The following is a 24,049-nucleotide window of genomic DNA, read 5'->3' as shown; positions in this document are numbered from 1 at the left end:
TAATTAATCAAGGTAAAAATAAAAAAGCATCTACACAAAATGCAGATGCTCTTTAAAATTATATTAATAAGTTATTAACTTTTTTGTCTCTAATAATCGTCACTAGCCGATAATCATTCCCGCAATAGTTGCAGACATTAATGAAGCAATTGTACCTCCTATTAATGCTTTCATTCCAAATTCAGATAAATTTTTACGTTGACCTGGTGCTAATGAACCAATACCTCCAATTTGAATTCCTATAGAAGCAAAATTGGCAAAACCGCACAACATATAGGTTGCCATAATAATTGATTTATTATAGGTTAAATGCGTAGCGCTCGCTGCATTTTTTAAATCAGCTAATTGAATATACCCTACAAACTCACTTGCAGCTAATTTAATACCCAATAATTGTCCCATTAACGCCATATCTTCTTTAGCGACTCCAATTAACCACATTAAAGGTGCAAAGGCATATCCTAAAATAAATTCTAATGATAATGCTTCGTATGGTGTAGCTCCTTCAATCAACTCATTCAAAGAAGTAAATTTCCAGCTGAAATATTCAATCCCATCAAAACCTCCTATTCCACCTAAAACACCATTTATCATGGCTATAAATGCAATAAATACTAATAACATTGCTGCAACATTCATCGCCAATTGTAAGCCTTCAGTTGTTCCATTAGCTATAGCATCTAAAATATTTGAGCCAATTTTTTCTGATGAAACTTGTACATCTGTATTTACTTTTTCAGTTTGTGGGTATAATATTTTAGAAATAATAATTGCTCCTGGTGCTGCCATTACCGACGCTGCTAATAAGTGCTTTGCATATAATAAACGTAATGCTTCGTCATCTCCTCCTAAGAAACCAATATACGCTGCTAATACTGCTCCTGCCACAGTTGCCATTCCTCCTATCATTACTAATAAGATTTCAGAACGGTTCATTTTTTCTAAGTACGCTTTTATTAATAGAGGCGCTTCGGTTTGCCCTAAGAAAATATTTCCTGCCACAGATAAACTTTCTGCTCCTGAAATTTTTAATCCTTTAGATAATAACCATGCCAATCCTTTTACTACTTTTTGAATAACTCCTAGGTAAAATAAAAGTGAGGTTAATGCAGAGAAGAAAATAATCGTAGGCAATACTTGAAAAGCAAAGATGAATCCAAAAGAATCCATATCAGCAACTAAACCGCTAAATAAAAACTCACTTCCTGCTCTTGTAAAGTCTAACACACTTACAAACAAGCCTCCAACTAGCTCAAATGTTTTTTGTACAAAAGGAACTTTTAAAACCCCAATAGCAATTAACAATTGAAATGCTAATCCTAATCCGACTGTCTTCCAATCTATTCCTCTTCGGTTTGCACTAAATAAAAAAGCAATAATTAGTAATGTTATCATCCCTAGAGCTCCTCTCCATAAACTTTGGAAAGAAAAACCTTGACTCGGAATTATTTCACTCACTTTTTGTTCAGCTTCTTCAGCTTCAATAACTGAAGCTGCTACTGGCTCTGTTGTAAACTTATACAACATATTTTTCTCAGAAAGTATTAATCCGTCTTCTGCTAATTCAACCACATTGTAATAGCGAACAGTATCGTTAGGTTGGTTGTAATTAAAAATTAATAAGTTGTTTTGGTGAATATAGTTTCCTGAGGCTTGTAAACTATCTTTATCAACTAATGAGTAGTTGAATTTTCCTTCTGACAGATTAAGAACATCTGCAGAGTTTATCCTAACAATTGAATCTCCTTCAGTTGTTGTGATTGATGAGAAATTCCACTTTTTTTCAATGCTTTGACCAAAAGTTATCATCGTAACGCAAAGCATTATGAAAGTAAATAGTTTCTTCATTTTAAATGATTTTAATTAAGAACGTTTGCTGATTTCATCACGGATTCTGGCCGCCAACTCATAATTTTCGTTCGCCACAGCATCGTTAAGTTGTTCGTGCAATTCTTCTAAAGATAAGTGTGAGTAATTATCCTTTCCTTCTTCTTCTATTGAAAACTCGATTTCATCTTCATCAGATTCTAAATCTTCTTCAATTGTTAACTCTTCATCCATTTTTAGATAAATACCTGCTTTATCTAAAATGTTTTCATATGTAAAAATTGGAGCTTCAAATCGAACTGCCAATGCTATAGCATCTGATGTTCTTGTATCAATAACCTCTTCTATTCCTTCTCTTTCACAAATTAAGCTTGAATAAAATACTCCATCAACTAACTTGTGTATAATTACTTGTTTAACGGTGATAGAGAATCGATCAGAAAACGTTTTAAATAAATCGTGAGTAAGTGGTCTTGGTGGACGGATTTCTTTTTCCAAGGCTATTGCTATTGATTGTGCCTCAAACGCTCCTATGATTATAGGAAGTGTTCTGGTTCCCTCCATTTCACTTAGCACTAAAGCATATGCCCCACTTTGTGTTTGGCTATACGAAATCCCTTTTATAGTTAGTTTAATTAAACTCATGTACAATCAATCATCATAAAATACAAAAAAACTGTCTAAATTTAGGCCTTTTGCTTAAAATTTTAGACAGCCTTCTAAAGTGGGCACAATTTACTAAAAATTATGAGTTGAACTCTAATTTCTAGAAAAAGAAAAAATTACCACTATTTTATGCTTGTTTAAAAGCTTTTAATTTTTCTACTAACTGAGGTACAACTTCAAAAGCATCACCAACAATACCATAATCAGCAGCTTTAAAGAAAGGTGCTTCTGGATCTGTGTTAACAACTACTTTTACTTTAGATGCGTTAATTCCTGCTAAATGCTGAATTGCACCTGAAATACCTATAGCTATGTATAAGTTTGAAGCTACAGGCTTACCAGTTTGACCAACGTGTTCGCTATGAGGACGCCATCCTAAATCAGATACAGGCTTAGAGCATGCAGTTGCAGCACCTAAAACATCAGCTAACTCTTCAACCATTCCCCAGTTTTCAGGTCCTTTTAAACCTCTACCTGCAGAAACAACAATATCAGCATCAGCAATAGTAACTTTACCAGTTGCTCTATTAATATTTTCAGATTTTACTCCTAAATCAGGTAATGTAGCATCGAAACTCTCAGCAGAACCACTTACTGCATTTTCATGTGCTCCGTAAGAGTTTTTAGCAACACCTATTACTTTTTTCTCTGTTGAGATTTCAGTATTATTGAATCCTTTGTTTGAAAATGCTTTTCTCTTAACAACAAAAGGACTTGTGCTACTTGGTAACGCTACTGCATTTGAAGCATATCCTGCTTCTAAAGCTACAGCTACTAATGGCCCTACAGTTAATCCATCAACACTTGAGTCAATAATTACCGTGTTAGCTCCTTTTGCTTCTGCTACTTGTTTAATAATTGAAGCATATGCTTTAGCATTGAATGAAGATAAGTCATTCTTTACCTCTACTACTTTCTCTGTTCCGTAAGTATATAATTCAGAAGCATCACCTCCATTAATAGTTAACACTACTAAGTCGCTTCCTAATTGTTCTGCTACTTTTTTTCCGTATGAAACAACTTCAAAAGCTGTTTTTTTGAATTTTCCTTCCGATGAATCGGCAAAAACTAATACAGACATATTTATTTATTTTTTAGTCGTTAGTGGTTAGTTTTTAATCATTAAACACTAACAAGTATTTTTATTCTTTCTTTTAAACTCTATTAAAACAGTTCAACTGATTAAATTACTTTTGCTTCGTTATGTAATAAATCAATTAAATCATCAACATTATCAACTAACTTAACAGCTCCTTTTGGTGCTGGTTTTTCAAAGTTTTGAGTTGCTGTCGCTGCTGCTGCACCAGTTGGTTCAACTACACTTAATGGCTTTTTACGCGCCATCATAATACCTCTCATATTAGGAATACGTAAATCTTTTTCTTCTACAATTCCTTTTTGACCTGCAATTACCATTGGTAATGTTGAAGACACTTTTTCTTCTCCTCCGTCAATCTCTCTATCTAAAGTAGCATTTGTTCCATCTACCTCTACACCAACGCAACCATTAACAAAGTTAAAATCTAACAAAGAGGCTAACATTCCAGGAACCATTTGTCCGTTATAGTCAGCAGATTCTTTTCCTGCTAATACTAAATCATATCCTCCATTTTTAACAACTTCAGCTAATTCTTTAGCTACCATAAAACCGTCAGTTGGTTCAGCGTTTACACGAATTGCATCATCTGCTCCAATTGCTAACGCTTTACGTAAAGTAGGCTCTGTAGAAGCTCCTCCAACATTTACTACAGTTACACTCGCTCCTTGCTTTTCTTTAAACCACATGGCACGAGTTAAGCTAAACTCGTCGTATGGATTAATAACATATTGAACCCCGTTAGTATCAAACTTTGTATCGTTATCAGTAAAGTTGATTTTTGAAGTAGTATCAGGTACATGACTGATACAAACTAATATTTTCATATATATCGTTGTTTTAAAGAAACTTAATTTTATGCCACGAAGTTAAGGATTTTTTTTAATTTATTATGCGCGCATAATAAATTTTTTCCTTAACATTAATCAGTCTCAAAATTAAGGTATTATTATTACATAATCATTTGTTGTTTTTAAAACTACAATATTACCCCTATTTTTATTATTTTTGCACTCTTGATAAACAACTACTTATAAAACGTATGAAAACAGTACAATTTAGAGAAGCCGTTTGCGAAGCAATGAGCGAAGAAATGCGTAGAGATGAAAGCATTTATTTAATCGGTGAAGAAGTTGCTGAGTATAACGGAGCATATAAAGCCAGTAAAGGAATGCTAGACGAGTTTGGTGACAAACGTGTTATTGATGCTCCTATTGCCGAACTAGGCTTTGGTGGTATTGCTGTAGGATCAGCAATGAACGGTAACCGCCCTATTGTTGAGTATATGACTTTTAATTTCTCTTTAGTAGGAATTGACCAAATTATTAACAATGCTGCAAAAATCCGTCAAATGAGTGGTGGACAATTTAACTGCCCTATTGTTTTCCGTGGACCTACAGCCTCTGCAGGTCAATTAGCAGCAACACACTCACAAGCTTTTGAAAGCTGGTACGCTAACTGCCCAGGATTAAAAGTAATTGTTCCTTCTAATCCATACGACGCAAAAGGTTTATTAAAAGCTGCTATACGAGATGATGATCCAGTTATTTTTATGGAGTCTGAACAAATGTATGGCGATAAAATGGAAATTCCTGAAGGAGAATATATCATCCCTATTGGAGTTGCTGACATTAAAAGAGAAGGTACCGATGTTACGGTAGTCTCTTTTGGTAAAATTATTAAAGAAGCATACAAAGCTGCTGACGAATTAGCTAAAGAAGGAATTTCAGTTGAAGTTATTGATTTACGTACGGTTCGTCCAATGGATCATAAAACTATTTTAGAATCTGTTAAAAAAACTAATAGATTGGTAATATTAGAAGAAGCATGGCCATTTGGAAGTGTTTCATCAGAAATTACATTTAGAATACAAGACGAGGCATTTGATTACTTAGATGCTCCTATTAAAAGAATTACAACTGCCGATGCTCCTGCTCCATATTCTCCAGTATTATTGGAAGAATGGTTGCCTAATGCAAACGATGTTGTATCAGCCGTAAAAGAGGTAATGTACCGCAAATAATTGAAGAAAAAAGAAATTGAAAAATAAATTAAAATCCTTTTGACTTTGGTCAAAAGGATTTTGTAGTAAAAAAAATGATGAAAAATCTGCTAACTCTACTATTACTACTAACAACCAGTTATTTAAGCGCTCAAATAACACTACAAGGAAAAGTTGTTGATGAATTTAACAATCCCTTACCTTTTGTTAATGTAGTTTTAAAAAACACCACTTTTGGTACAACCACCGATGATAATGGTAAATTCTATTTAAAAACTCAAAAAAATAGAGGAACTCTAGAAATTTCATTTGTAGGTTTTCAGAAGCACTCAATAGAAATCAACCAAAAAACAAGCTTCTTAAATATTACTTTAAAAGAAGAGAGTAATCAGTTAGATGAAGTAGTTATTGTAACTAAGCCTAAAATTCGTTTAAAAAAGAAAGAAAACCCTGCTTATAAAATTCTAAAAGAAGTCTGGAAACGTAAAAGAAAAAACGGACTTAGCTTAGCGAACTACTATCAATACAAAAAAAACACCTCAACAGAAATAGGGTTAAACAACTTGGATACAGTTTTTTTAAAAAAAATATTTAAGAAAGAATACAAACAAGCAATTAACGAGGTCCAATATGATAGTGACGGGGTTAACTATTACATTCCTATATTTATAAAAGAACAAGTTTCTAACATATACGGAAATAACCTAAATAATACTGTTAGAGAAGATATTGAAGCTGAAAAATCGGAAGGATTAAACGCTCAAGGATTTGTTTTTGATAGGATGGCGAACACTTTTCAAAATATTGATGTGTTTCAAAATGACATCACGTTATTACGCAAGTCATTTGTAAGCCCACTATCTACAGATGGTTTTTCTACTTACGATTATGTTTTATACGATAGTATTGTTGACAACAACCAAAAATTATACAATATCTACTTCTTTCCTAGAAGAGATGGTGATTTAGCATTTCAAGGAAATTTATGGATTGCAGACAAAAGCTTTTCTATAAAAAAGCTAAAAATGAAAGTCCATAAAAGTATCAACCTAAACTTTGTAAGAGGGTTAACTTTTGAAAAAGAATTCGAAGTTAGAAACGATAGTATTTACATTCCTACTAAAAATGCTTACGAAGGAGATTTTACTTTTATTGATAAAAATGACAGTAATAAAGGTTTAACGATTAAGAAAAACATTACGTTTGAAAACTACATTTTAAACAAACCTCTTTCTGAAAATTTCTACAAAGAAAAAATTGAAAAAATAAGACCTAATCAGTATGAAAAAGAAGACACATACTGGGAATCTATTCAGAGTGATGAAAGCAAAAAAACGTATGAATTAATTAAAAACGTTAAAAAGAAAAAGCAAATAAAAAACATCACGGGACTTATTAATACGGTCTCTAGCGGATACCTAAACACCAATTTAGGTTTTCAAATTGGTCCTTTATGGACTATTTTTGCCAACAACCAAGTTGAAGGTTTTAGAACCAAATTAGGCTTTAGAACTTTTGTTACTAAAGATGATCGATTTCGTTTAACAGGTCATGTTGCCTACGGTTTTAAAGATAAAAAAATAAAATATGCTGCTGAAGGCCGCTATCTTCTATCTTACAAACCAAGAATCTCTGTTGGTGTTGCATATCAAAAAGATATTGAACAATTAGGAAGCTCTTTATTAAACACTACCCAACTTTTAGGTAGAAGCTTTGGTACGGCTGCTGTATTTTCTAGAGGCGACAACTACTTTTTATCCAATGTAGAAAAGATTGCTACAAATTTTGATTATCAAATTCAACAAAATTTACATTTTGGAATAAACCTTTCTCATGCAAAAATTTCTTCTGCTGACGAACGATATTTCTCTATGGATTATATTGACGAAAACGGAGATATTCAATCAAAATTAACAGATGTAGCTTCTGATGTTTACCTTACTTATACTCCAGGTAGATTTGTGTATGGTTTAGGAGTAGAAAGACGTTTTGGGAAAAATGTTTTTCCAACCTTGGTTTTAAACTACCGCAAAGGATACAAAGATGTTTTCAACGGTACACACAACTATGACAAAATTCAATTCAAGTACAACCAACCTATTTTACTAAGTAAATTCGGGATTTTAGACGCTACTTTTGAAGCTGGAAAAACTTTCGGAAATGTACCAATCGCTTTATTAAGTCCGGTACCTGCTAACCAATCTTTTTCTTTAGTGAAAGATACTTTTACCTTACTAAATTATTACGATTTTGTTACTGATGAGTATTTAGCAGGACATTTTGAACATCACTTTAATGGATACATATTAAATAGAATCCCATTAGTAAACAAACTAAAGCTACGTAGCTTAATCACTTTTAGAGCAGCTTACGGAACAGTTTCAGCAAAGAACAGGGCTATAAATGCTGGAAACATAAATTACAATGCTCCGAATAAGATGTATTATGAGTATGGTTTTGGTCTAGAAAATATAGGTTACGGTAACTTACGTTTTCTGAGAATTGACGCTATTTGGAGAAGCAATTACACACCTCCAGCAGGTTCTACAGTTGCTCCAACCCCTAAGTTTGCTATTCGTATAGGAATTAAACCTGGCTTATAATCATACAATTAACCATAAAATAAACCAGTTTTTTCTTAAAAAAAAGTAATAAATCGTTACTTTTGCAAACCGATTTTAGAAAACGAAGAAAAGTTAAGAATATATGACCGCAAAAGAAAGAAAAACAGTTGATGTTTTAATTGAAATACCAAAAGGAAGTAGAAACAAATACGAATACGATTTTGATTTAGGAAAAATTCGTTTTGACAGAATGTTATTCTCGTCAATGATGTATCCTGGAGACTATGGGTTTATTCCTCAAACTTTAGCATTAGACGGAGACCCATTAGACGTATTAGTTTTAGGAGCAGAACCAACTTTCCCAATGTGTGTTATGGAAGTAAAGCCTATTGGTGTTTTCCATATGGCAGACGAAAAAGGTCCAGATGAAAAAATCGTTTGTGTACCAGTATCTGATCCAATCTGGAACAAATACAATGATTTATCTGACTTAAACCCACACCGTCAACAAGAAATCACTCACTTCTTCCAAGTTTACAAAGACTTAGAAAAAAAGAAAGTAGATATTGGTGATTGGGGTAATTCAGATGAAGCTTACGAAATTTTAGACAAGTGTTTAGAGCGTTATGAAAATAGCGAACATAAAGCTAATGGAAATTTCAAGATTTAATCTGTAAAAATTATCCTATATAAAACAAAAAACCTCTCAGTTACAACTGAGAGGTTTTTTGTTTAGTTATTGATTTTGTTATATTTACGAACACTTATAACTAATCAAATAACAATAACATGAAACAAAACATGATATATATGCCTATTATTTTGGCACTTTTAGGACTCATTTTTATGTACACAAAAATGGTCTGGGTTAGAAAGCAAGATGCAGGAAATGATAAAATGAAAGCTATTTCTAAAAGTATTAAAGAAGGAGCCCTTGCTTTTTTAACTGCTGAATATCGATTGTTATTAATCTTCGTAATTATAGCATCACTAGCGCTATTCGGCATTTCACAATTAGTAGAAACCACAAGTATAATGATTGTTCCTGCCTTTATCATAGGGGCAATTTTCTCTGCCTTAGCTGGTAACATAGGAATGCGAATTGCAACTGACGCTAATGCAAGAACAGCAGAAGCTGCCAAAACCAGTTTACCACAAGCTTTAAAAGTGTCTTTTGGAGGAGGAACCGTAATGGGTCTTGGAGTTGCTGGTTTAGCTGTACTAGGATTAAGTTTATTCTTTCTTATTTTTATTGGTCTATTTATTACTGAAGGAGGAAATTTTTACAATGAAATGACAGTTGTTTTAGAAGCTTTAGCAGGATTTTCTCTAGGAGCTGAATCAATTGCTTTGTTTGCTCGTGTAGGTGGTGGTATTTACACCAAGGCTGCCGACGTAGGAGCTGATTTGGTTGGAAAAGTAGAAGCAGGAATTCCTGAAGACGATCCACGTAACCCCGCTACCATTGCAGATAATGTAGGTGATAATGTAGGTGACGTTGCAGGTATGGGAGCCGATTTATTCGGTTCATATGTAGCAACAGTATTAGCAGCCATGGTACTTGGAAACTATGTTATTAGAGATATGTCGATAGATTCTGCATTTTCTGATGCATTTAACGGAATGGGACCAATATTACTTCCATTAGTAATTGCTGGCGTTGGTATTGTGGCTTCCATTATTGGAACTTTTTTTGTCGGAATTAAAGATAACTCTGCAAAAGAAGCTCAAGTTCAAAAAGCATTAGATACTGGTAACTGGACAGCTATTATATTAACTTTAGCAGCAAGTTTCTTTTTAATTAAATGGATGTTACCTGAAACCATGCGCATGAATTTCTTTGGTGAAGGCATTCAAGAAGTTTCTTCTATAAATGTATTCTGGGCTGCTTGTATCGGTTTAGCGGTTGGAGCCTTAATTTCTATGGTAACTTCTTACTACACTAGCTTAGGTAAAAAACCTGTACTGGACATCGTTCAAAACAGTGCTACTGGCGCAGGAACCAACATCATTGCTGGTTTAGCGGTAGGTATGAAGTCTACTTTCTTATCTGTTTTATTATTTGCAGCTGCAATTTATGGTTCGTATTACTTTGCAGGATTTTATGGAGTTGCTTTAGCAGCTTCAGCAATGATGGCAACTACTGCAATGCAATTGGCTATTGATGCTTTCGGACCTATTGCTGACAATGCTGGTGGAGTTGCTGAAATGAGTGAGTTAGAAGATCACGTTCGTGAACGTACTGATATATTAGATTCTGTTGGAAACACAACTGCTGCGGTTGGTAAAGGTTTTGCCATAGCTTCTGCTGCCTTAACTGCTTTAGCATTATTTGCTGCCTATGTTACTTTTACAGGAATTGACGGAATAAACATTTTTAAAGCCGATGTATTAGCTATGCTTTTTGTTGGAGGAATGATTCCTGTAATATTTTCAGCATTAGCAATGCAATCTGTAGGGAAAGCAGCTATGGAAATGGTACACGAAGTACGTCGTCAGTTTAAAGAAATTCCAGGAATCATGGAAGGTACAGGCACTCCAGAATACGCAAAGTGTGTAGATATCTCAACCAAAGCTGCTTTAAAGGAAATGATTTTACCAGGATTAATAACCATCATCACACCTATTATTATCGGGTTAGCTTTTGGCCCTGAACCTTTAGGTGGTTATATGGCTGGTGTTTGTGTATCGGGTGTTATGTGGGCTATTTTTCAAAATAATGCTGGTGGTGCTTGGGATAATGCAAAAAAATCTTTTGAAGCAGGTGTTGAAATAAACGGAGAAATGACTTACAAAGGTTCAGACGCACATAAAGCCGCTGTTACAGGAGATACTGTTGGAGATCCTTTTAAAGACACTTCTGGACCATCAATGAATATTTTAATTAAACTTACGTGTTTAGTTGGTTTAGTTATTGCTCCAATATCAGGCGGACATACTTCTTCTGAAACACATGAAAAGACAGAAGATATTAAAGTTTGGATTGACAAAAATGGTGAACAACACGAAATAAAACTTTCTACAGATGCTGATTTTACTACAGAAAACAAATTAGAAAACATCGTTAAAGTAAACATTGAAAAGAATGATGATGGTACAGCTAAAGCTACTATTACTAATACAATTATTAAAAACGGTGAAGAAACGACTGAAGAAAAAACTTTTGAAGGTATTTTAGAGGAAGTTGAAAAGAAAATAAAAGCCTACGAAAACTCAAAAAAAGAATAATCCTTAAAAGCATATAAAACCTAAACCCGATAGCAGTATTTCTATCGGGTTTCTTATTTTTGTGGCGATGTCAAGAACCGTCCGTATTTTTTCTATAGACACCCCTGAGCTCTTCAAACAAAAACTGTTTGTTTGGGCTAAACAATTTGAAACAGCTATTTGGCTAGACTCTAACAATTACGAGCAACAATATAGCTCTTTCGATTGTGCTTTAGCTGTAGAAGAATTTACTTCTATTAAAACAGATTATCACAACGCTTTTGACAAACTTAAAGAATATCAATCTTTCACCAAAGACTACATCTTTGGCTACATTAGTTATGATGTTAAAAATGATGTAGAAAAACTAACTTCTAAGAATTTTGACGGACTTCATTTTCCTGATTTATATTTTTTTCAACCTCAAAAATTAATTTTCATCAAAGGAAATACTGTTGAGTTTCATTACTTACAAATGATTGATGATGAATTAGAAGAAGATTTTGAAGATATAATTAAAACGAACCCTTCTATTGATAATTATCAACAAGAGGAAACTGATGAAGTAAAAATAAAGCTCCGTATTCATAAAGATGAATACCATCAAAAAGTAGAAAAAGTATTAGAACATATACATAGAGGAGATATTTATGAAGCTAACTTCTGTCAAGAATTCTATGCAGAAAACACAGTTATAAATCCATATAAAGTATACACACAATTAAACAAAATATCGGAACCTCCATTTGCTACTTTTTTCAGAAACGATAATCATTACTTACTATCTGCAACTCCCGAACGATATATTAGAAAAGAAGATTCTAAAATTATTTCGCAACCTATAAAAGGAACTGCAAAACGTTTGATTGACCCGATTGAAGATGAAAAAATAGCTTTTGATTTAGCCCGCGATGAAAAAGAACGGTCAGAAAATATTATGATTGTAGATTTAGTTCGTAACGACTTATCAAGAACTGCTAAAAAAGGAAGTGTCCAAGTAGAAGAACTATGTAAAGTATATTCGTTTAAGCAAGTACATCAAATGATTTCTACTGTAGTTTCAGAAATTAAAAACACAACACACCCAGTTGATGTAATTAAAGACACCTTCCCCATGGGCAGTATGACCGGGGCTCCAAAAATTTCAGCCATGAAAATTATTGAAGAGTTAGAAGAAACCAAACGTGGCCTATACTCTGGAACCGTCGGCTATTTTACTCCAAATGGCGACTTCGATTTTAACGTAGTTATCCGAAGTATTTTATACAATTCAGAAAACAAATACGTTTCCTATTCAGTAGGTGGTGCCATTACTGCAAAGTCTACTCCAGAAAAAGAATACGAAGAATGTTTGCTAAAAGCAAAGGCTATGAAGTATGTTTTAACGCATACTAACAAAAGTTAACTATATTTATAGCAAATACTCGTAACTTGTATTTTGCAATCAAAAATCTATTAAAAAAATAAAGAGATGAAAAACACCTTTAAAATTTTTCTTTTTATCGCTGTTATTGTTACAGCTGCTTCTTGTAAATCAAACAAATATTCATTTTTAAATGAGTATCCTACTAAAACGGTTCCTTTAGTTGACAGTACAAACTTTAGCAATCATGCAGAAGGAAAACTATTAACCAAATCACAACAAGAGCTTTTAAAATTACCTTCAATTTTTGATGATCAATTAACTGAAGAAAGTAAAATAGGTGTTTCGTATCTTCCAGAGTTATCAGAAAATTTCCAATCGGTTGTTTATTACTTTTACCCAAACAACAGCGAGCTTATTTCAATGCTAGTAACTTACGATAAGCAATTCAATATAATTAACAGTCAAGTACTAGCTTATGATGAAATTGCAGAAGGAATGTTAAAAACCACCTCTACTCTTAATAAAAATAGTATTGAATTAGTTGAATATATTTCTGACGCTCCTTCTACTATTATTTTTAATATTTTAGAAAACGGAAACATTACAAGAGACTAATGACACACCATACATTCACATTCAATTTTCATAAAACTGAGTTTTTTGGTCAGTATTGGCAACCAGAAACTGTAAAAGCCATAGTGGTAATTGTTCACGGAATGGGAGAACATTCTGGAAGGTATGAACATGTTGCAAAAAAACTAACCGACAACAATTTTGGTGTAATTGCTTTTGATCACTTCGGACATGGAAAAACAACAGGAAAAAGAGGACATAACCCAGGTTACAATTATGTTTTAAAAAGTGTAACCAAACTAATTGACAAAGCTAAAGAGGTTTTTGGCGACAAACCTACCTTTTTATATGGGCATTCTATGGGAGGTAACACTGTAATTAATTACACGCTTAGAGAAAAACACCATCTAAACGGAGTTATAGCTACCAGTCCTTTTTTACGTTTGGCTTTTGAGCCGCCCGCTTGGAAACTATCACTAGGAAAAATTATGCAAAAAATTGCTCCTTCAATAACTTTAGGCAATGAGTTAGATGTTAATGATGTATCTCGAGATCCTGTTGAAGTTCAAAAGTATATTGATGATCCATTGGTGCATGATAAAGTGAGTCCTAATTTCTCGTTATCTTTTATTGATGCTGGTGAATGGGCTATTGAAAATGCTAGTTCCTTAAAAACACCTATGTTATTACTACACGGTACTGGTGATAAAATTATTGATTATAAAGGAACAGAAGCTTTTGCCAACAATAGCTCGAAAGCTAGCTTAAAATTATACGAAGGCGGATATCATGAGTTACAAAATGACTTGTGTAAAGAAGAAATGCTGCAAGACGTAGTAAACTGGTTAAACACTCAATTACAATAGTTACCTACAGTTTTTATGCTCCAAGAATTAGCTAAACATATTGACGAACATTTTCCTTTTTTTAAAAGTAAAAAACTGCTCATCGCTATTTCTGGTGGAGTTGACAGCGTAGTACTAACACATTTATTACATCAACTTAACTTTGACATTTCCTTAGCACATTGTAACTTTCAACTAAGAGGAAAAGAAAGTGATAAAGATGAAGAATTTGTTAAAAACTTAGGAAAAAAACTAGGGATTAACACCTATGTAACCCGTTTTGACACGAATGAATATGCTGACAGTAATAAACTATCAACACAATTAGCTGCGAGAGAACTCCGCTACAATTGGTTTGATAAATTAAGTAAAGAATATTCTTTCGAACACTTACTTACAGCTCATCATGCTGATGATAATTTAGAAACTTTTTTAATCAACCTTACTAGAGGCACAGGGTTAGAAGGACTAACAGGCATCCCTCCTATTAATGGAAACATTGTTCGTCCGTTGCTTGTTTTTTCTCGCGAGGAAATTTTAAACTACGCTAAACAAAATAATATTGAATGGCGTGAAGATGAAAGTAATTCGGAAACCAAATATCTTCGAAATAAAATACGGCATCAAGTTACACCTATATTAAAAGAACTGAATGCTAGTGTTTTAAAAAACTTCAATAAAACAATTGATCATTTAAAAGAATCTCAACAAATTATTGATGATAAAATAGAGGACATTACCTACGAAATCATTTCAAAAGAGGGTGATTTGTTAAAAATAAATATTGAAAAACTGTTAAAGTTATCCAACCCAAAAGCATACCTCTATCAGCTACTAAAGCCTTATGAATTCAGGGAATGGAACGATGTTTACAACTTGATTTATGCACAATCTGGCAAGCAGATTTTAACAAAATTTTATACTTTGTTGAAAGACAGAGATTTTTTATTACTTTTACGCACTAGTGAAAAATCCTCTATTAAAGAAGAGGTTTACACTATTAGGGAGGAAAACAAAGAAATTACAGTTCCTATTAGGCTGTTACTAAAAAGGGTTCAAGAAAAAACAGATACTAATCAAAAAAGTATTTATGTTGATAATGAACTTCTTAGTTATCCCCTAAAGCTTAGACGTTGGAATTCCGGCGATTTTTTTTATCCTACAGGAATGCTAGGAAAGAAAAAAATAAGTAAGTATTTTAAAGACGAGAAAATATCAATTATAAATAAAAATAAAATTTGGTTCCTCTGTTCTAGTAAAAATGAGATTATTTGGATTATAGGAAAACGACAAGACAGACGCTTTTTACCAACAGAAAAAACGACCAAACTATTACAAATTAGTATTTAATTAACCCCATCAAACTACATAGAATGAAAAAATTCTTTACTCTATTTTTATTATTCATAGGTTTAGCGGTTTATTCTCAATCTGATGATAACCCCGTAGTTGTTACTCCTAAGGTAGAAAAAATCTCTGATACCGAGTACGACCTTATTTTTGACGTATTAATAGCTGAAGACTGGCACTTATACTCTCAGTATAACCCAGAAGATGCTTCTTTACCTATGACAATTTCTCCTGCAGAAGGACAAACTGGATACACCCTAAACGGTAAAGCTAAAGAAAGTGAAACTGAAACACAGTTTAGTGAAATTTGGGGAAAAGACGAGATCTTTTTCGTTGAAGAAGGTAAATTAGTACAACGAATTACTGTTTCTGACCCTACATTAACAATAGTAACTTTAAATCTTGACGCTCAAGTTTGTAAAGAATATTGTTTACCTTTTGATGAAGACTTTACATTCTCTTTAACAGGAGAAGTGGTAGAACAAACTGTTGCTGAAGTAGATGATAAAAGTAAAGAATTATCTCAATCGTTAAATTTAGATTTAAAAAACACTGTTTTATTAAAAAGCTCTACAGACACTAGTGTTGATGGAGAAGAAAAAGATAACAGTTTATTAAATATTTTCTTATTAGGTTTTGTTGGTGGATTATTGGCGTTTTTAACTCCATGTGTATTCCCAATGGTTCCTTTAACGGTATCTTTCTTTACAAAACGTACAGAGAAAAAAGGTAAAGGTATTGGTAGTGCAATTTTATACGGATTCTTTATCGTATTAATTTACGGATTAATAAGTCTTCCTTTCCATTTCTTAGACTCTTTAGATCCAGAGATTTTAAATAACATCTCTACCAATATTTGGTTAAACTTATTCTTCTTTGTTGTTCTAATATTCTTTGCGGGTTCTTTCTTCGGATTCTACGAATTAACGTTACCTAGCTCTTGGAGTAATAAAGCAGACAGTGCTTCTAACGTTGGAGGATTTATTGGAATATTCTTCATGGCGTTAACATTAGCAATTGTATCGTTCTCTTGTACTGGACCGATTTTAGGTTCTTTATTAGCAGGATCGTTAAGCGGTGGTGCTACGCAATTATCTGTAGGTATGGTAGGATTTGGTTTAGCTTTAGCATTACCATTCGCTTTATTTGCAATGTTCCCTAACTGGTTAAACACTTTACCAAAATCTGGTGGATGGTTAAACACAGTTAAAGTTGTTTTAGGATTTATTGAATTAGCTTTCGCTTTCAAATTCTTATCAAATGCAGACTTAGTTGGTCACTGGGGATTATTAAAGAGAGAAATCTTTATCGGTATCTGGGCTTTAATTGCATTCCTATTAGCTCTTTACTTATTCGGATTTATTGGAAAAAAGTATGGAAAAATGACGCTTTTCAGAGTGTTAGTAGGTATAGGTGCATTAGCTTTATCTGTGTATTTAGCTCCTGGAGTAATGGAAAAACCAGCTTGGAATCAAAATGAATTATTAAGTGGTTTTGCTCCTCCTAAATTCCATAGTATTTATGAAAAAGACAATCACTGTCCTCTTAACTTAAACTGTTTTAAAGATTTTGACGAAGGTATTGCTTACGCTAAATCTGTAAATAAACCAGTATTATTAGATTTTACAGGGTGGGCTTGTGTTAACTGTCGTAAAATGGAAGAAAATATTTGGAGTCAACCAAACATATATTCTTTAATCAATGATGATTATGTATTAATTTCTTTATACGTAGATGATCACCAAAGAATGTTACCAGAAGAAGAACAATTCGATTTTATCAAATCTAACGGTAAAGTAAAAAGAATTAGAACCTATGGTGATAAGTGGGCTACCTTACAAGCAGCAAACTTTAAAACTGCTTCTCAACCATTCTATGTATTAATGAGTCCTGAGTTAGAAGTATTAAACTCACCTCAACAGTATACAGATCATACAACATACTATAATTGGTTAAAAACTGGTTTAGATAGATTTAACTCTAACTAATTTTAGTATTCGTATTATAATATTTACAAAGCCTCTTTTTTAAAAGGGGCTTTTTTTATATCTTACATTAAAAAAGATGAGTCCAGAAACAATCATCAGTATCTTTTTAGGAATCGGGCTAGCCGCTTCAGTCGGATTTAGAGTTTTCCTGCCTTTGTTTGCTTTAAGTTTAGCTGGTTATTACCAAGCTATCCCTTTAAACGAGAACTGGATGTGGGTTGCAAGTTCTCCTGCTATTATCACATTAGGAGTCGCAACTTTATTGGAAATATTTGCTTATTACATTCCTTGGTTTGACAACGTACTCGATACTATAGCCATTCCGTTAGCTGCCATTGCGGGTACAGCTGTAATGGTTTCAACTGTTGCCGATTTATCTCCCGTAATTACTTGGGCACTGGCAATTATTGCTGGTGGAGGAACAGCAACGGCAATAAAAGGAACTACAGCTTCTGCTCGTTTAACTTCAACAGCTACAACAGCTGGCGTTGCAAACCCTATAATTTCAACAGTTGAAACAGGCACCTCCGTGGTAATGTCTGCTTTTTCTATCTTCTTGCCTATACTCGCTATCGTTTTTGTTGTTTTTATATTCTTAAGCATGCAAAAGTTATACAGGTTTGTTTTTCCTTCATTGAAAAAAGACGAAGAACAAGCATAACTAAATCAAACGCAATAGCTTAACATATTTTTTATATCTTTAACAGAAAGAGGAAAATATGCTAGTAAAAGTTTACGGAAGTGCTGTTTTTGGAATTGAAGCTACAACAATTACCGTTGAAGTGAATATCGACAAGGGAATAGGTTATCATTTGGTAGGATTACCCGATAAAGCCGTAAGTGAAAGTTCGTACAGAATTTCAGCTGCATTAGCCAACAACAGTTATAAGCTCCCTGGAAAGAAAATCATAATAAATATGGCTCCTGCCGATATTCGAAAAGAAGGTGCTGCTTATGATTTAACCTTAGCTGTTGGGATTTTAGCATCTTCTAACCAAATACAATCTGAAAACATTGGAGACTATATAATTATGGGAGAACTTTCTTTAGATGGAAGTTTACAACCTATAAAAGGAGCATTACCAATTGCTATTAAAGCTCGTGAAGAAGGGTTTAAACACTTCATTCTTCCCAAAGAAAACGCTAAAGAAGCTGCTATTGTTAATGACTTAAATGTTCTCGGTGTAGACAATATTATGGAAGTTATCAATCATTTTGATGGTAATAAGCTAATTGAACCTACAACAGTAGATACTCGTGCTGAGTTTTACAAACATATGGACTTTCCAGAGTTTGATTTTGCTGATGTAAAAGGACAAGAGTCTATAAAACGTTGTATGGAAATTGCTGCTGCTGGCGGACATAACATTATATTAATTGGCCCTCCAGGTGCAGGAAAAACAATGTTAGCCAAACGACTTCCTTCTATCCTCCCTCCCATGACATTACACGAAGCGTTAGAAACCACCAAAATACATTCTGTAGTAGGAAAGGTAAAGAATACTGGCTTAATGTATCAACGCCCCTTTCGTAGCCCCCATCATACAATTTCGGACGTTGCATTAGTTGGCGGCGGACAATATCCGCAACCGGGTGAAATTTCATTAGCACACAACGGAGTATTATTTTTAGATGAACTTCCCGAATTTAAGCGTACCGTTTTAGAGGTAATGCGTCAACCTTTAGAAGATAGAGAAGTTACTATATCACGTGCGCGTTTTACCGTAAACTACCCTAGTAGTTTTATGTTAGTTGCTAGTATGAATCCTAGTCCTTCAGGATATTTCAACAATTCAGATTCGCCTATCACCTCCTCTCCTGCTGAAATGCAACGTTATTTAAGCAAAATATCGGGTCCGCTATTAGACAGAATCGATATTCATATTGAAGTAACACCAGTACCTTTTGATAAGCTTTCTGATGAACGAAAAGGAGAAAGCAGTGTAGATATTAGAAAAAGAGTTACGCTTGCTCGAGAAATTCAAACAACTAGATTTAAAGATTTTGAAAACATTCATTACAATGCACAAATGAATGTAAAACAAATTCGTGAATTTTGTAAATTATCAGAAGAAAGTAAAAGCTTATTGAAAATAGCCATGGAAAAGTTAAACCTATCGGCTAGAGCTTATGACCGAATCTTAAAAGTATCTCGTACCATTGCCGATTTGGCAAATTCAGAAGGTATACGGTCAGAACATATTACAGAAGCAATTCAATATCGTAGTTTAGATAGAGAGGGTTGGTTAAGCTAACCGTCAGAAAAAGGAGCGTATTCCAAAGTAATAGACAAAAGTGATTTAAAAATCGCTTTGATCAAAGAAAATCCCGTTAATACTATTAGAAAAGAGTATTATTATACACGATTAATAGTTTTTTAACACTTGTTCTTGGAATAATATTTATAAATTTACGCACCACTTTAAAAAATTTTTTATAAATGAAAAAATTCATCTATTCATCGCTTTTAGCGCTAGCAATCGTTGCATGTAGCAAAGAATCAAAAGATTATGTTACATTTTCTGGAAAAATAACAAATAAGAATTCAGATTCTGTTGTAATATCTAACCCTCAATTTAAATTCAACAGAGTAATAAAAGTTGATGAAAATGGTATGTTTAAAGATACTATGAATGTTAAAGATGGCTTTTACAGACTTTTTGATGGTAAAGAATACGCTACTCTATACTTAAAAAACGGAGCTGATATTAACATGACTCTTGATACGAATGAGTTTGATGAAACTATCACTTTTACAGGAGAAGGTTCTAAAGAAAGTGCTTTCATCGCTAAATCTTCTATGGAGCAAGAAAAATTATTTGGAGATAAAGAATTAATGGATTTACCAGAATTAGAATTTAGAGCTAAAGTTTCTAATTTTGTTGATGATTTTAACAAAAGAGTTGATGAAGCTGCTTTAGATTCTACATTTGCTGCAAACCAAAAACAAAGTATTACTGGTTTAGAAAAATACTTAACTAAAGTATATGGTGACAAGCAATACACTACTAAAAACTTAGCAAAAGGTATGGCATCTCCTAAGTTCGTTGACTACGAAAACAATGCTGGAGGTACTACTTCTTTAGATGATTTAAAAGGAAAATACGTGTATATCGATTTATGGGCTACTTGGTGTCAGCCTTGTAAAAACGAAATTCCTTTCTTAAAGAAAGTTGAAGAAAAATATCACAATAAAAACATCGAGTTCGTAAGTATTTCTGTTGACAGACAAAAAGACTATGAAACTTGGAAAAAAATGATTGTTGATAAAGAATTATCAGGAGTACAATTATATGCTAAAGAAGATAAGTCTTTCATGGATGCGTATAGAGTATCAGGAATTCCAAGATTTATTTTATTAGATCCAGAAGGAAACATTGTAGATTCTAACGCTCCAAGACCTTCTAATCCTAAATTAGTTGAGTTGTTTGAATCATTAAATATCTAGTCTTAAAAGATATTTTATAATAAAAAGCCCGCAAATTTGCGGGCTTTTTTATTCCTTACATTATTCTTCTTTAGATTGATTAAAAATAATTATATTTGCCGAATGAATTTTTTTACAGAAGATGTATCGTTTAAAATATCTTGTGGTGGCAGAAACTGCTACCAGCTAGATTTAGGCCATAAAGTAATAGATTTTACTTTCTGCCAACTATTAGCCTTCAGGAAAAAAGTATTAGAACGCGCTTCGTACGAATCATTAGAAACGATTATCGACGGTGATAACTTCGTACTCCTTTTTGCAGCAGACAACAAGCACTTATTATTCTTAGATGTACCTCAACTTATAGAATTACGAGAACTTCTTTTAGCTGTTTTTAAGCAGGAAACCCTTTACTAAGACTAGCTTTAAATTAGCCTCTCTATTCTTTTTAGAGTCTTATAATCTGTATCTTTATAGTATTAAAACTAAACAAAATATTATGGAAACAGCAATAAGAAGAGACATGATTTTAGACGTGGAAGTAGTTGATTTGCTAAACCACCAAATAACAATGGAGCAACAAGCCTCTTCTAAATATTTAGCCATGGCATCATGGTGCGACCAAAGAGAACTTAGAAATAGCGCTACATACTTTTATAAGCAAGCGGAAGAAGAAAGAGAGCACATGATGAAAATATTCAAATTCGTTAACGATAATGGCGGTAGTGCAATGTCACCTGTAGCTACTGAAGTTGCTCACGAATTTGAAAGCTTACGAGCTATTTTTGAAGCTTCTTTAGATGCAGAAATAGAAGTTACCAAATCTATTCACCACATATTTAAAACTGCAAGAAAAGTAGGCGATTTCACTTCTGAAATCTTTTTACAATGGTTTGTAACAGAACAAGCCGAAGAAGAAGAAAAAGTAAGAGACATTTTAGACTTAATCGATTTAATGGAAGGTATGCCTTTAAAAATGATTGATGAGCGTATTCCTACTGAATAAAACAAAACGTTTATAAAAAGCATAAAAAAATCCCGCAACAATGTTGCGGGATTTTTTGTGTCTTGACTCTTGATTCTAAAATCTCAAATCTATAATCTATAATCTAGTATCTATAGTGTTCTGGTTTATATGGACCTTCAACAGTTACTCCAATATACTCAGCTTGGTCTTCACGTAACTCAGTTAACTCAACACCAATCTTAGCTAAGTGTAATTTTGCTACTTTTTCATCTAAGTGTTTTGGTAACATGTACACCTCGTTTTTATACGCATCAGAATTATTCCATAACTCGATTTGCGCTAAAGTTTGATTTGTAAATGAGTTAGACATTACAAAACTTGGGTGACCTGTAGCACAACCTAAGTTTACTAAACGTCCTTCAGCTAATACGATAATATCGTTTCCTTTTACTGTATACTTATCAACCTGAGGCTTAATTTCAACCTTAGTATCTCCGTAAGTATCATTTAACCAAGCCATTTGAATTTCGTTATCAAAGTGACCGATGTTACAAACGATAGTCTTATCTTTCATTGCTTCGAAGTGCTCAGAACGAACGATATCTTTGTTACCAGTAGTAGTAATTACAATATCAGCCTTACCTACAACAGTTTCTAATTTCTTTACTTCAAAACCGTCCATAGCAGCTTGTAACGCACAAATAGGATCAATTTCAGTAACAGTAACGATAGAACCAGCTCCACGGAAAGAAGCCGCAGTACCTTTACCTACATCACCATAACCACAAACCACTACTCTTTTACCAGCTAACATTACATCAGTAGCACGACGAATTGCATCTACAGCAGATTCTTTACATCCATACTTATTGTCAAACTTCGATTTAGTAACCGAGTCATTTACGTTAATCGCTGGCATTGGTAACGTTCCGTTTTTCATACGCTCGTATAAACGGTGTACCCCTGTAGTAGTTTCTTCAGATAAACCTTTAATTCCAGGAGCTAACTCAGGATATTTATCTAAAACCATATTCGTTAAATCTCCACCATCATCTAAAATCATGTTTAATGGCTTCTTATCTTCACCAAAGAATAATGTTTGTTCAATACACCAATCAAACTCTTCCTCGTTCATACCTTTCCAAGCATAAACAGGAGTTCCAGCAGCAGCGATAGCAGCAGCAGCTTGATCTTGCGTAGAGAAAATATTACAAGAACTCCAAGTAACCTCAGCACCTAAAGCCTGTAACGTTTCAATTAAAACCGCAGTTTGAATCGTCATGTGTAAACATCCTGCAATTCTTGCTCCCTTTAAAGGTTGCTCATCTTTATACTCTTCGCGTAAACTCATTAACCCTGGCATTTCAGCTTCTGCCAATTCAATCTCTTTTCTTCCCCAATCAGCTAAAGAAATATCTTTAACTTTGTAAGGAACATATGTCGCGGTTTTTGTGCTCATATTTTTGTATATTTATGTATCTTAAATTTGAGTCACAAAATTACGAAATAACTTTCTAAAATATGCCTCTTTACAAAACATTAACGGTAAACAACCATGCTAAAGCATTGATTTGGAAGATTGAAGAATCTTTTGAACAACTTTCTAACGATGTTTCTTTAACAAAAGGAAATCAACAAAGAGTAAACGGCATGAAGTCCGATTTACACCAAAGAGGCTTTATGAGCGTACGTCATTTACTAAAAGAAGTTGGATATACCGATGATGATTTACTATACGATGGTTACGGAAAACCACACTTAAAAGACGGTAAATTCATTTCAATCACCCATTCATTTACCTTTTCGGCAATTATTATTTCCGATACACAACCTGTGGGGATAGATATTGAAATGCAGCGCGACAAAATTGTAAAAATCGCACACAAATTCACCCCTATAGAAGAATATAAATCCATAGCCAACCACGATGCTTTGGTAAGTAAACTCACCATTGTTTGGGGCGCCAAAGAAAGTTTGTATAAAATCTACGGAAAGAAAAAACTCCGCTTCTTAGAAAACATTTATATTGAAGATTTCTCTTTTGACACCAATCAAACCACTGGAAAAATCTTGTACGAAGGACAAACCTCTGAGTACGACATCCACTTTTTAGAAATGGAAGGCTTTACCTGCGTATGCGCTTGTTAAAAAAACACCTGCTCTAAATCACA

General features: G+C 33.5%; 20 protein-coding genes. 15 read left to right on the top strand and 5 right to left on the bottom strand.

The window, feature by feature from the left end; all coding sequences use genetic code 11:
- Nucleotides 1-102: 102 nt before the first annotated feature.
- The 4 genes from Q0663_RS02625 to Q0663_RS02610 all read right to left on the bottom strand — a co-directional run bounded on the left by Q0663_RS02625 (nucleotide 103) and on the right by Q0663_RS02610 (nucleotide 4,416).
- Nucleotides 103-1,848 carry a nucleoside transporter C-terminal domain-containing protein gene (locus Q0663_RS02625; RefSeq protein ID WP_299005859.1) on the bottom strand — a complete coding sequence of 582 codons (1,746 nt, stop codon included), beginning with the start codon at nucleotides 1,846-1,848 and terminating at the stop codon, nucleotides 103-105.
- 15 nt (nucleotides 1,849-1,863) lie between these two features.
- Nucleotides 1,864-2,472 carry a bifunctional nuclease family protein gene (locus Q0663_RS02620; protein WP_299005856.1) on the bottom strand — a complete coding sequence of 203 codons (609 nt, stop codon included), beginning with the start codon at nucleotides 2,470-2,472 and terminating at the stop codon, nucleotides 1,864-1,866.
- Between the two features lie 148 nt (nucleotides 2,473-2,620).
- Nucleotides 2,621-3,574, bottom strand: a complete 954-nt coding sequence (locus Q0663_RS02615; RefSeq protein WP_299005853.1) for an electron transfer flavoprotein subunit alpha/FixB family protein — start codon at nucleotides 3,572-3,574, stop codon at nucleotides 2,621-2,623.
- 101 nt (nucleotides 3,575-3,675) lie between these two features.
- Nucleotides 3,676-4,416 (bottom strand): electron transfer flavoprotein subunit beta/FixA family protein, encoded by a 741-nt coding sequence (locus Q0663_RS02610; protein ID WP_099215631.1) that lies wholly within the window; start codon nucleotides 4,414-4,416, stop codon nucleotides 3,676-3,678.
- Nucleotides 4,417-4,631: 215 nt separating this feature from the next.
- On the opposite strand from Q0663_RS02610, the gene Q0663_RS02605 reads away from it, so the two are divergent.
- From Q0663_RS02605 to Q0663_RS02540, 14 genes are all read left to right on the top strand, one after another.
- A complete protein-coding gene (locus Q0663_RS02605) occupies nucleotides 4,632-5,612 on the top strand; it encodes a pyruvate dehydrogenase complex E1 component subunit beta (RefSeq protein WP_299005848.1) in 981 nt (326 codons plus the stop codon).
- 74 nt (nucleotides 5,613-5,686) lie between these two features.
- Nucleotides 5,687-8,194 (top strand): DUF5686 family protein, encoded by a 2,508-nt coding sequence (locus tag Q0663_RS02600; RefSeq protein WP_299005845.1) that lies wholly within the window; start codon nucleotides 5,687-5,689, stop codon nucleotides 8,192-8,194.
- 103 nt (nucleotides 8,195-8,297) lie between these two features.
- A complete protein-coding gene (locus Q0663_RS02595; protein WP_299005841.1) occupies nucleotides 8,298-8,825 on the top strand; it encodes an inorganic diphosphatase in 528 nt (175 codons plus the stop codon).
- A gap of 119 nt (nucleotides 8,826-8,944) precedes the next feature.
- Nucleotides 8,945-11,383, top strand: coding sequence for a sodium-translocating pyrophosphatase (locus Q0663_RS02590; protein WP_299005838.1), 2,439 nt, complete (start codon nucleotides 8,945-8,947; stop codon nucleotides 11,381-11,383).
- Nucleotides 11,384-11,450: 67 nt separating this feature from the next.
- A complete protein-coding gene (gene pabB / locus Q0663_RS02585; RefSeq protein WP_299005836.1) occupies nucleotides 11,451-12,767 on the top strand; it encodes an aminodeoxychorismate synthase component I in 1,317 nt (438 codons plus the stop codon).
- 66 nt (nucleotides 12,768-12,833) lie between these two features.
- Nucleotides 12,834-13,343, top strand: a complete 510-nt coding sequence (locus tag Q0663_RS02580) for a hypothetical protein (RefSeq protein WP_299005834.1) — start codon at nucleotides 12,834-12,836, stop codon at nucleotides 13,341-13,343.
- Nucleotides 13,343-14,167: an alpha/beta hydrolase gene (locus tag Q0663_RS02575; RefSeq protein WP_299005832.1), complete on the top strand. Its 825-nt coding sequence runs from the start codon at nucleotides 13,343-13,345 to the stop codon at nucleotides 14,165-14,167. The genes Q0663_RS02580 and Q0663_RS02575 overlap by 1 nt, the downstream gene beginning before the upstream one ends.
- Nucleotides 14,168-14,182: 15 nt before the next feature.
- On the top strand, nucleotides 14,183-15,496 hold the full coding sequence (gene tilS / locus Q0663_RS02570; RefSeq protein ID WP_299005829.1) for a tRNA lysidine(34) synthetase TilS: 1,314 nt from the start codon (nucleotides 14,183-14,185) through the stop codon (nucleotides 15,494-15,496).
- A gap of 23 nt (nucleotides 15,497-15,519) precedes the next feature.
- Entirely contained in the window at nucleotides 15,520-17,484 is a 1,965-nt protein-coding gene (locus Q0663_RS02565; protein ID WP_299005826.1) for a cytochrome c biogenesis protein CcdA, read from the top strand.
- Between the two features lie 76 nt (nucleotides 17,485-17,560).
- Nucleotides 17,561-18,145 (top strand): DUF4126 domain-containing protein, encoded by a 585-nt coding sequence (locus Q0663_RS02560; protein ID WP_299005824.1) that lies wholly within the window; start codon nucleotides 17,561-17,563, stop codon nucleotides 18,143-18,145.
- Nucleotides 18,146-18,203: 58 nt separating this feature from the next.
- Entirely contained in the window at nucleotides 18,204-19,739 is a 1,536-nt protein-coding gene (locus tag Q0663_RS02555) for a YifB family Mg chelatase-like AAA ATPase (protein ID WP_299005821.1), read from the top strand.
- 185 nt (nucleotides 19,740-19,924) lie between these two features.
- On the top strand, nucleotides 19,925-20,932 hold the full coding sequence (locus tag Q0663_RS02550; protein WP_299005818.1) for a TlpA disulfide reductase family protein: 1,008 nt from the start codon (nucleotides 19,925-19,927) through the stop codon (nucleotides 20,930-20,932).
- A gap of 102 nt (nucleotides 20,933-21,034) precedes the next feature.
- The gene (locus tag Q0663_RS02545; RefSeq protein WP_299005815.1) at nucleotides 21,035-21,328 is read left to right on the top strand and encodes a hypothetical protein; all 294 of its coding nucleotides are present in this window, start codon (nucleotides 21,035-21,037) and stop codon (nucleotides 21,326-21,328) included.
- Between the two features lie 82 nt (nucleotides 21,329-21,410).
- Entirely contained in the window at nucleotides 21,411-21,917 is a 507-nt protein-coding gene (locus tag Q0663_RS02540; RefSeq protein WP_299005812.1) for a ferritin, read from the top strand.
- Nucleotides 21,918-22,020: 103 nt separating this feature from the next.
- Here the strand turns inward: Q0663_RS02540 and ahcY are convergent, their stop codons facing one another.
- Nucleotides 22,021-23,337 (bottom strand): adenosylhomocysteinase, encoded by a 1,317-nt coding sequence (gene ahcY, locus Q0663_RS02535; RefSeq protein ID WP_125066630.1) that lies wholly within the window; start codon nucleotides 23,335-23,337, stop codon nucleotides 22,021-22,023.
- A 62-nt stretch (nucleotides 23,338-23,399) separates the two neighbouring features.
- Here ahcY and Q0663_RS02530 point away from each other — a divergent pair, with 62 nt between their 5' ends.
- Nucleotides 23,400-24,026: a 4'-phosphopantetheinyl transferase superfamily protein gene (locus Q0663_RS02530; RefSeq protein WP_299005803.1), complete on the top strand. Its 627-nt coding sequence runs from the start codon at nucleotides 23,400-23,402 to the stop codon at nucleotides 24,024-24,026.
- Nucleotides 24,027-24,049 lie beyond the last annotated feature (23 nt).

Origin of the sequence: uncultured Tenacibaculum sp., assembly GCF_947504135.1 — a bacterium.
In the GTDB taxonomy this organism is placed as follows: Bacteria; Bacteroidota; Bacteroidia; order Flavobacteriales; family Flavobacteriaceae; genus Polaribacter.
This window is presented reverse-complemented; position numbering and strand designations above follow the sequence as displayed.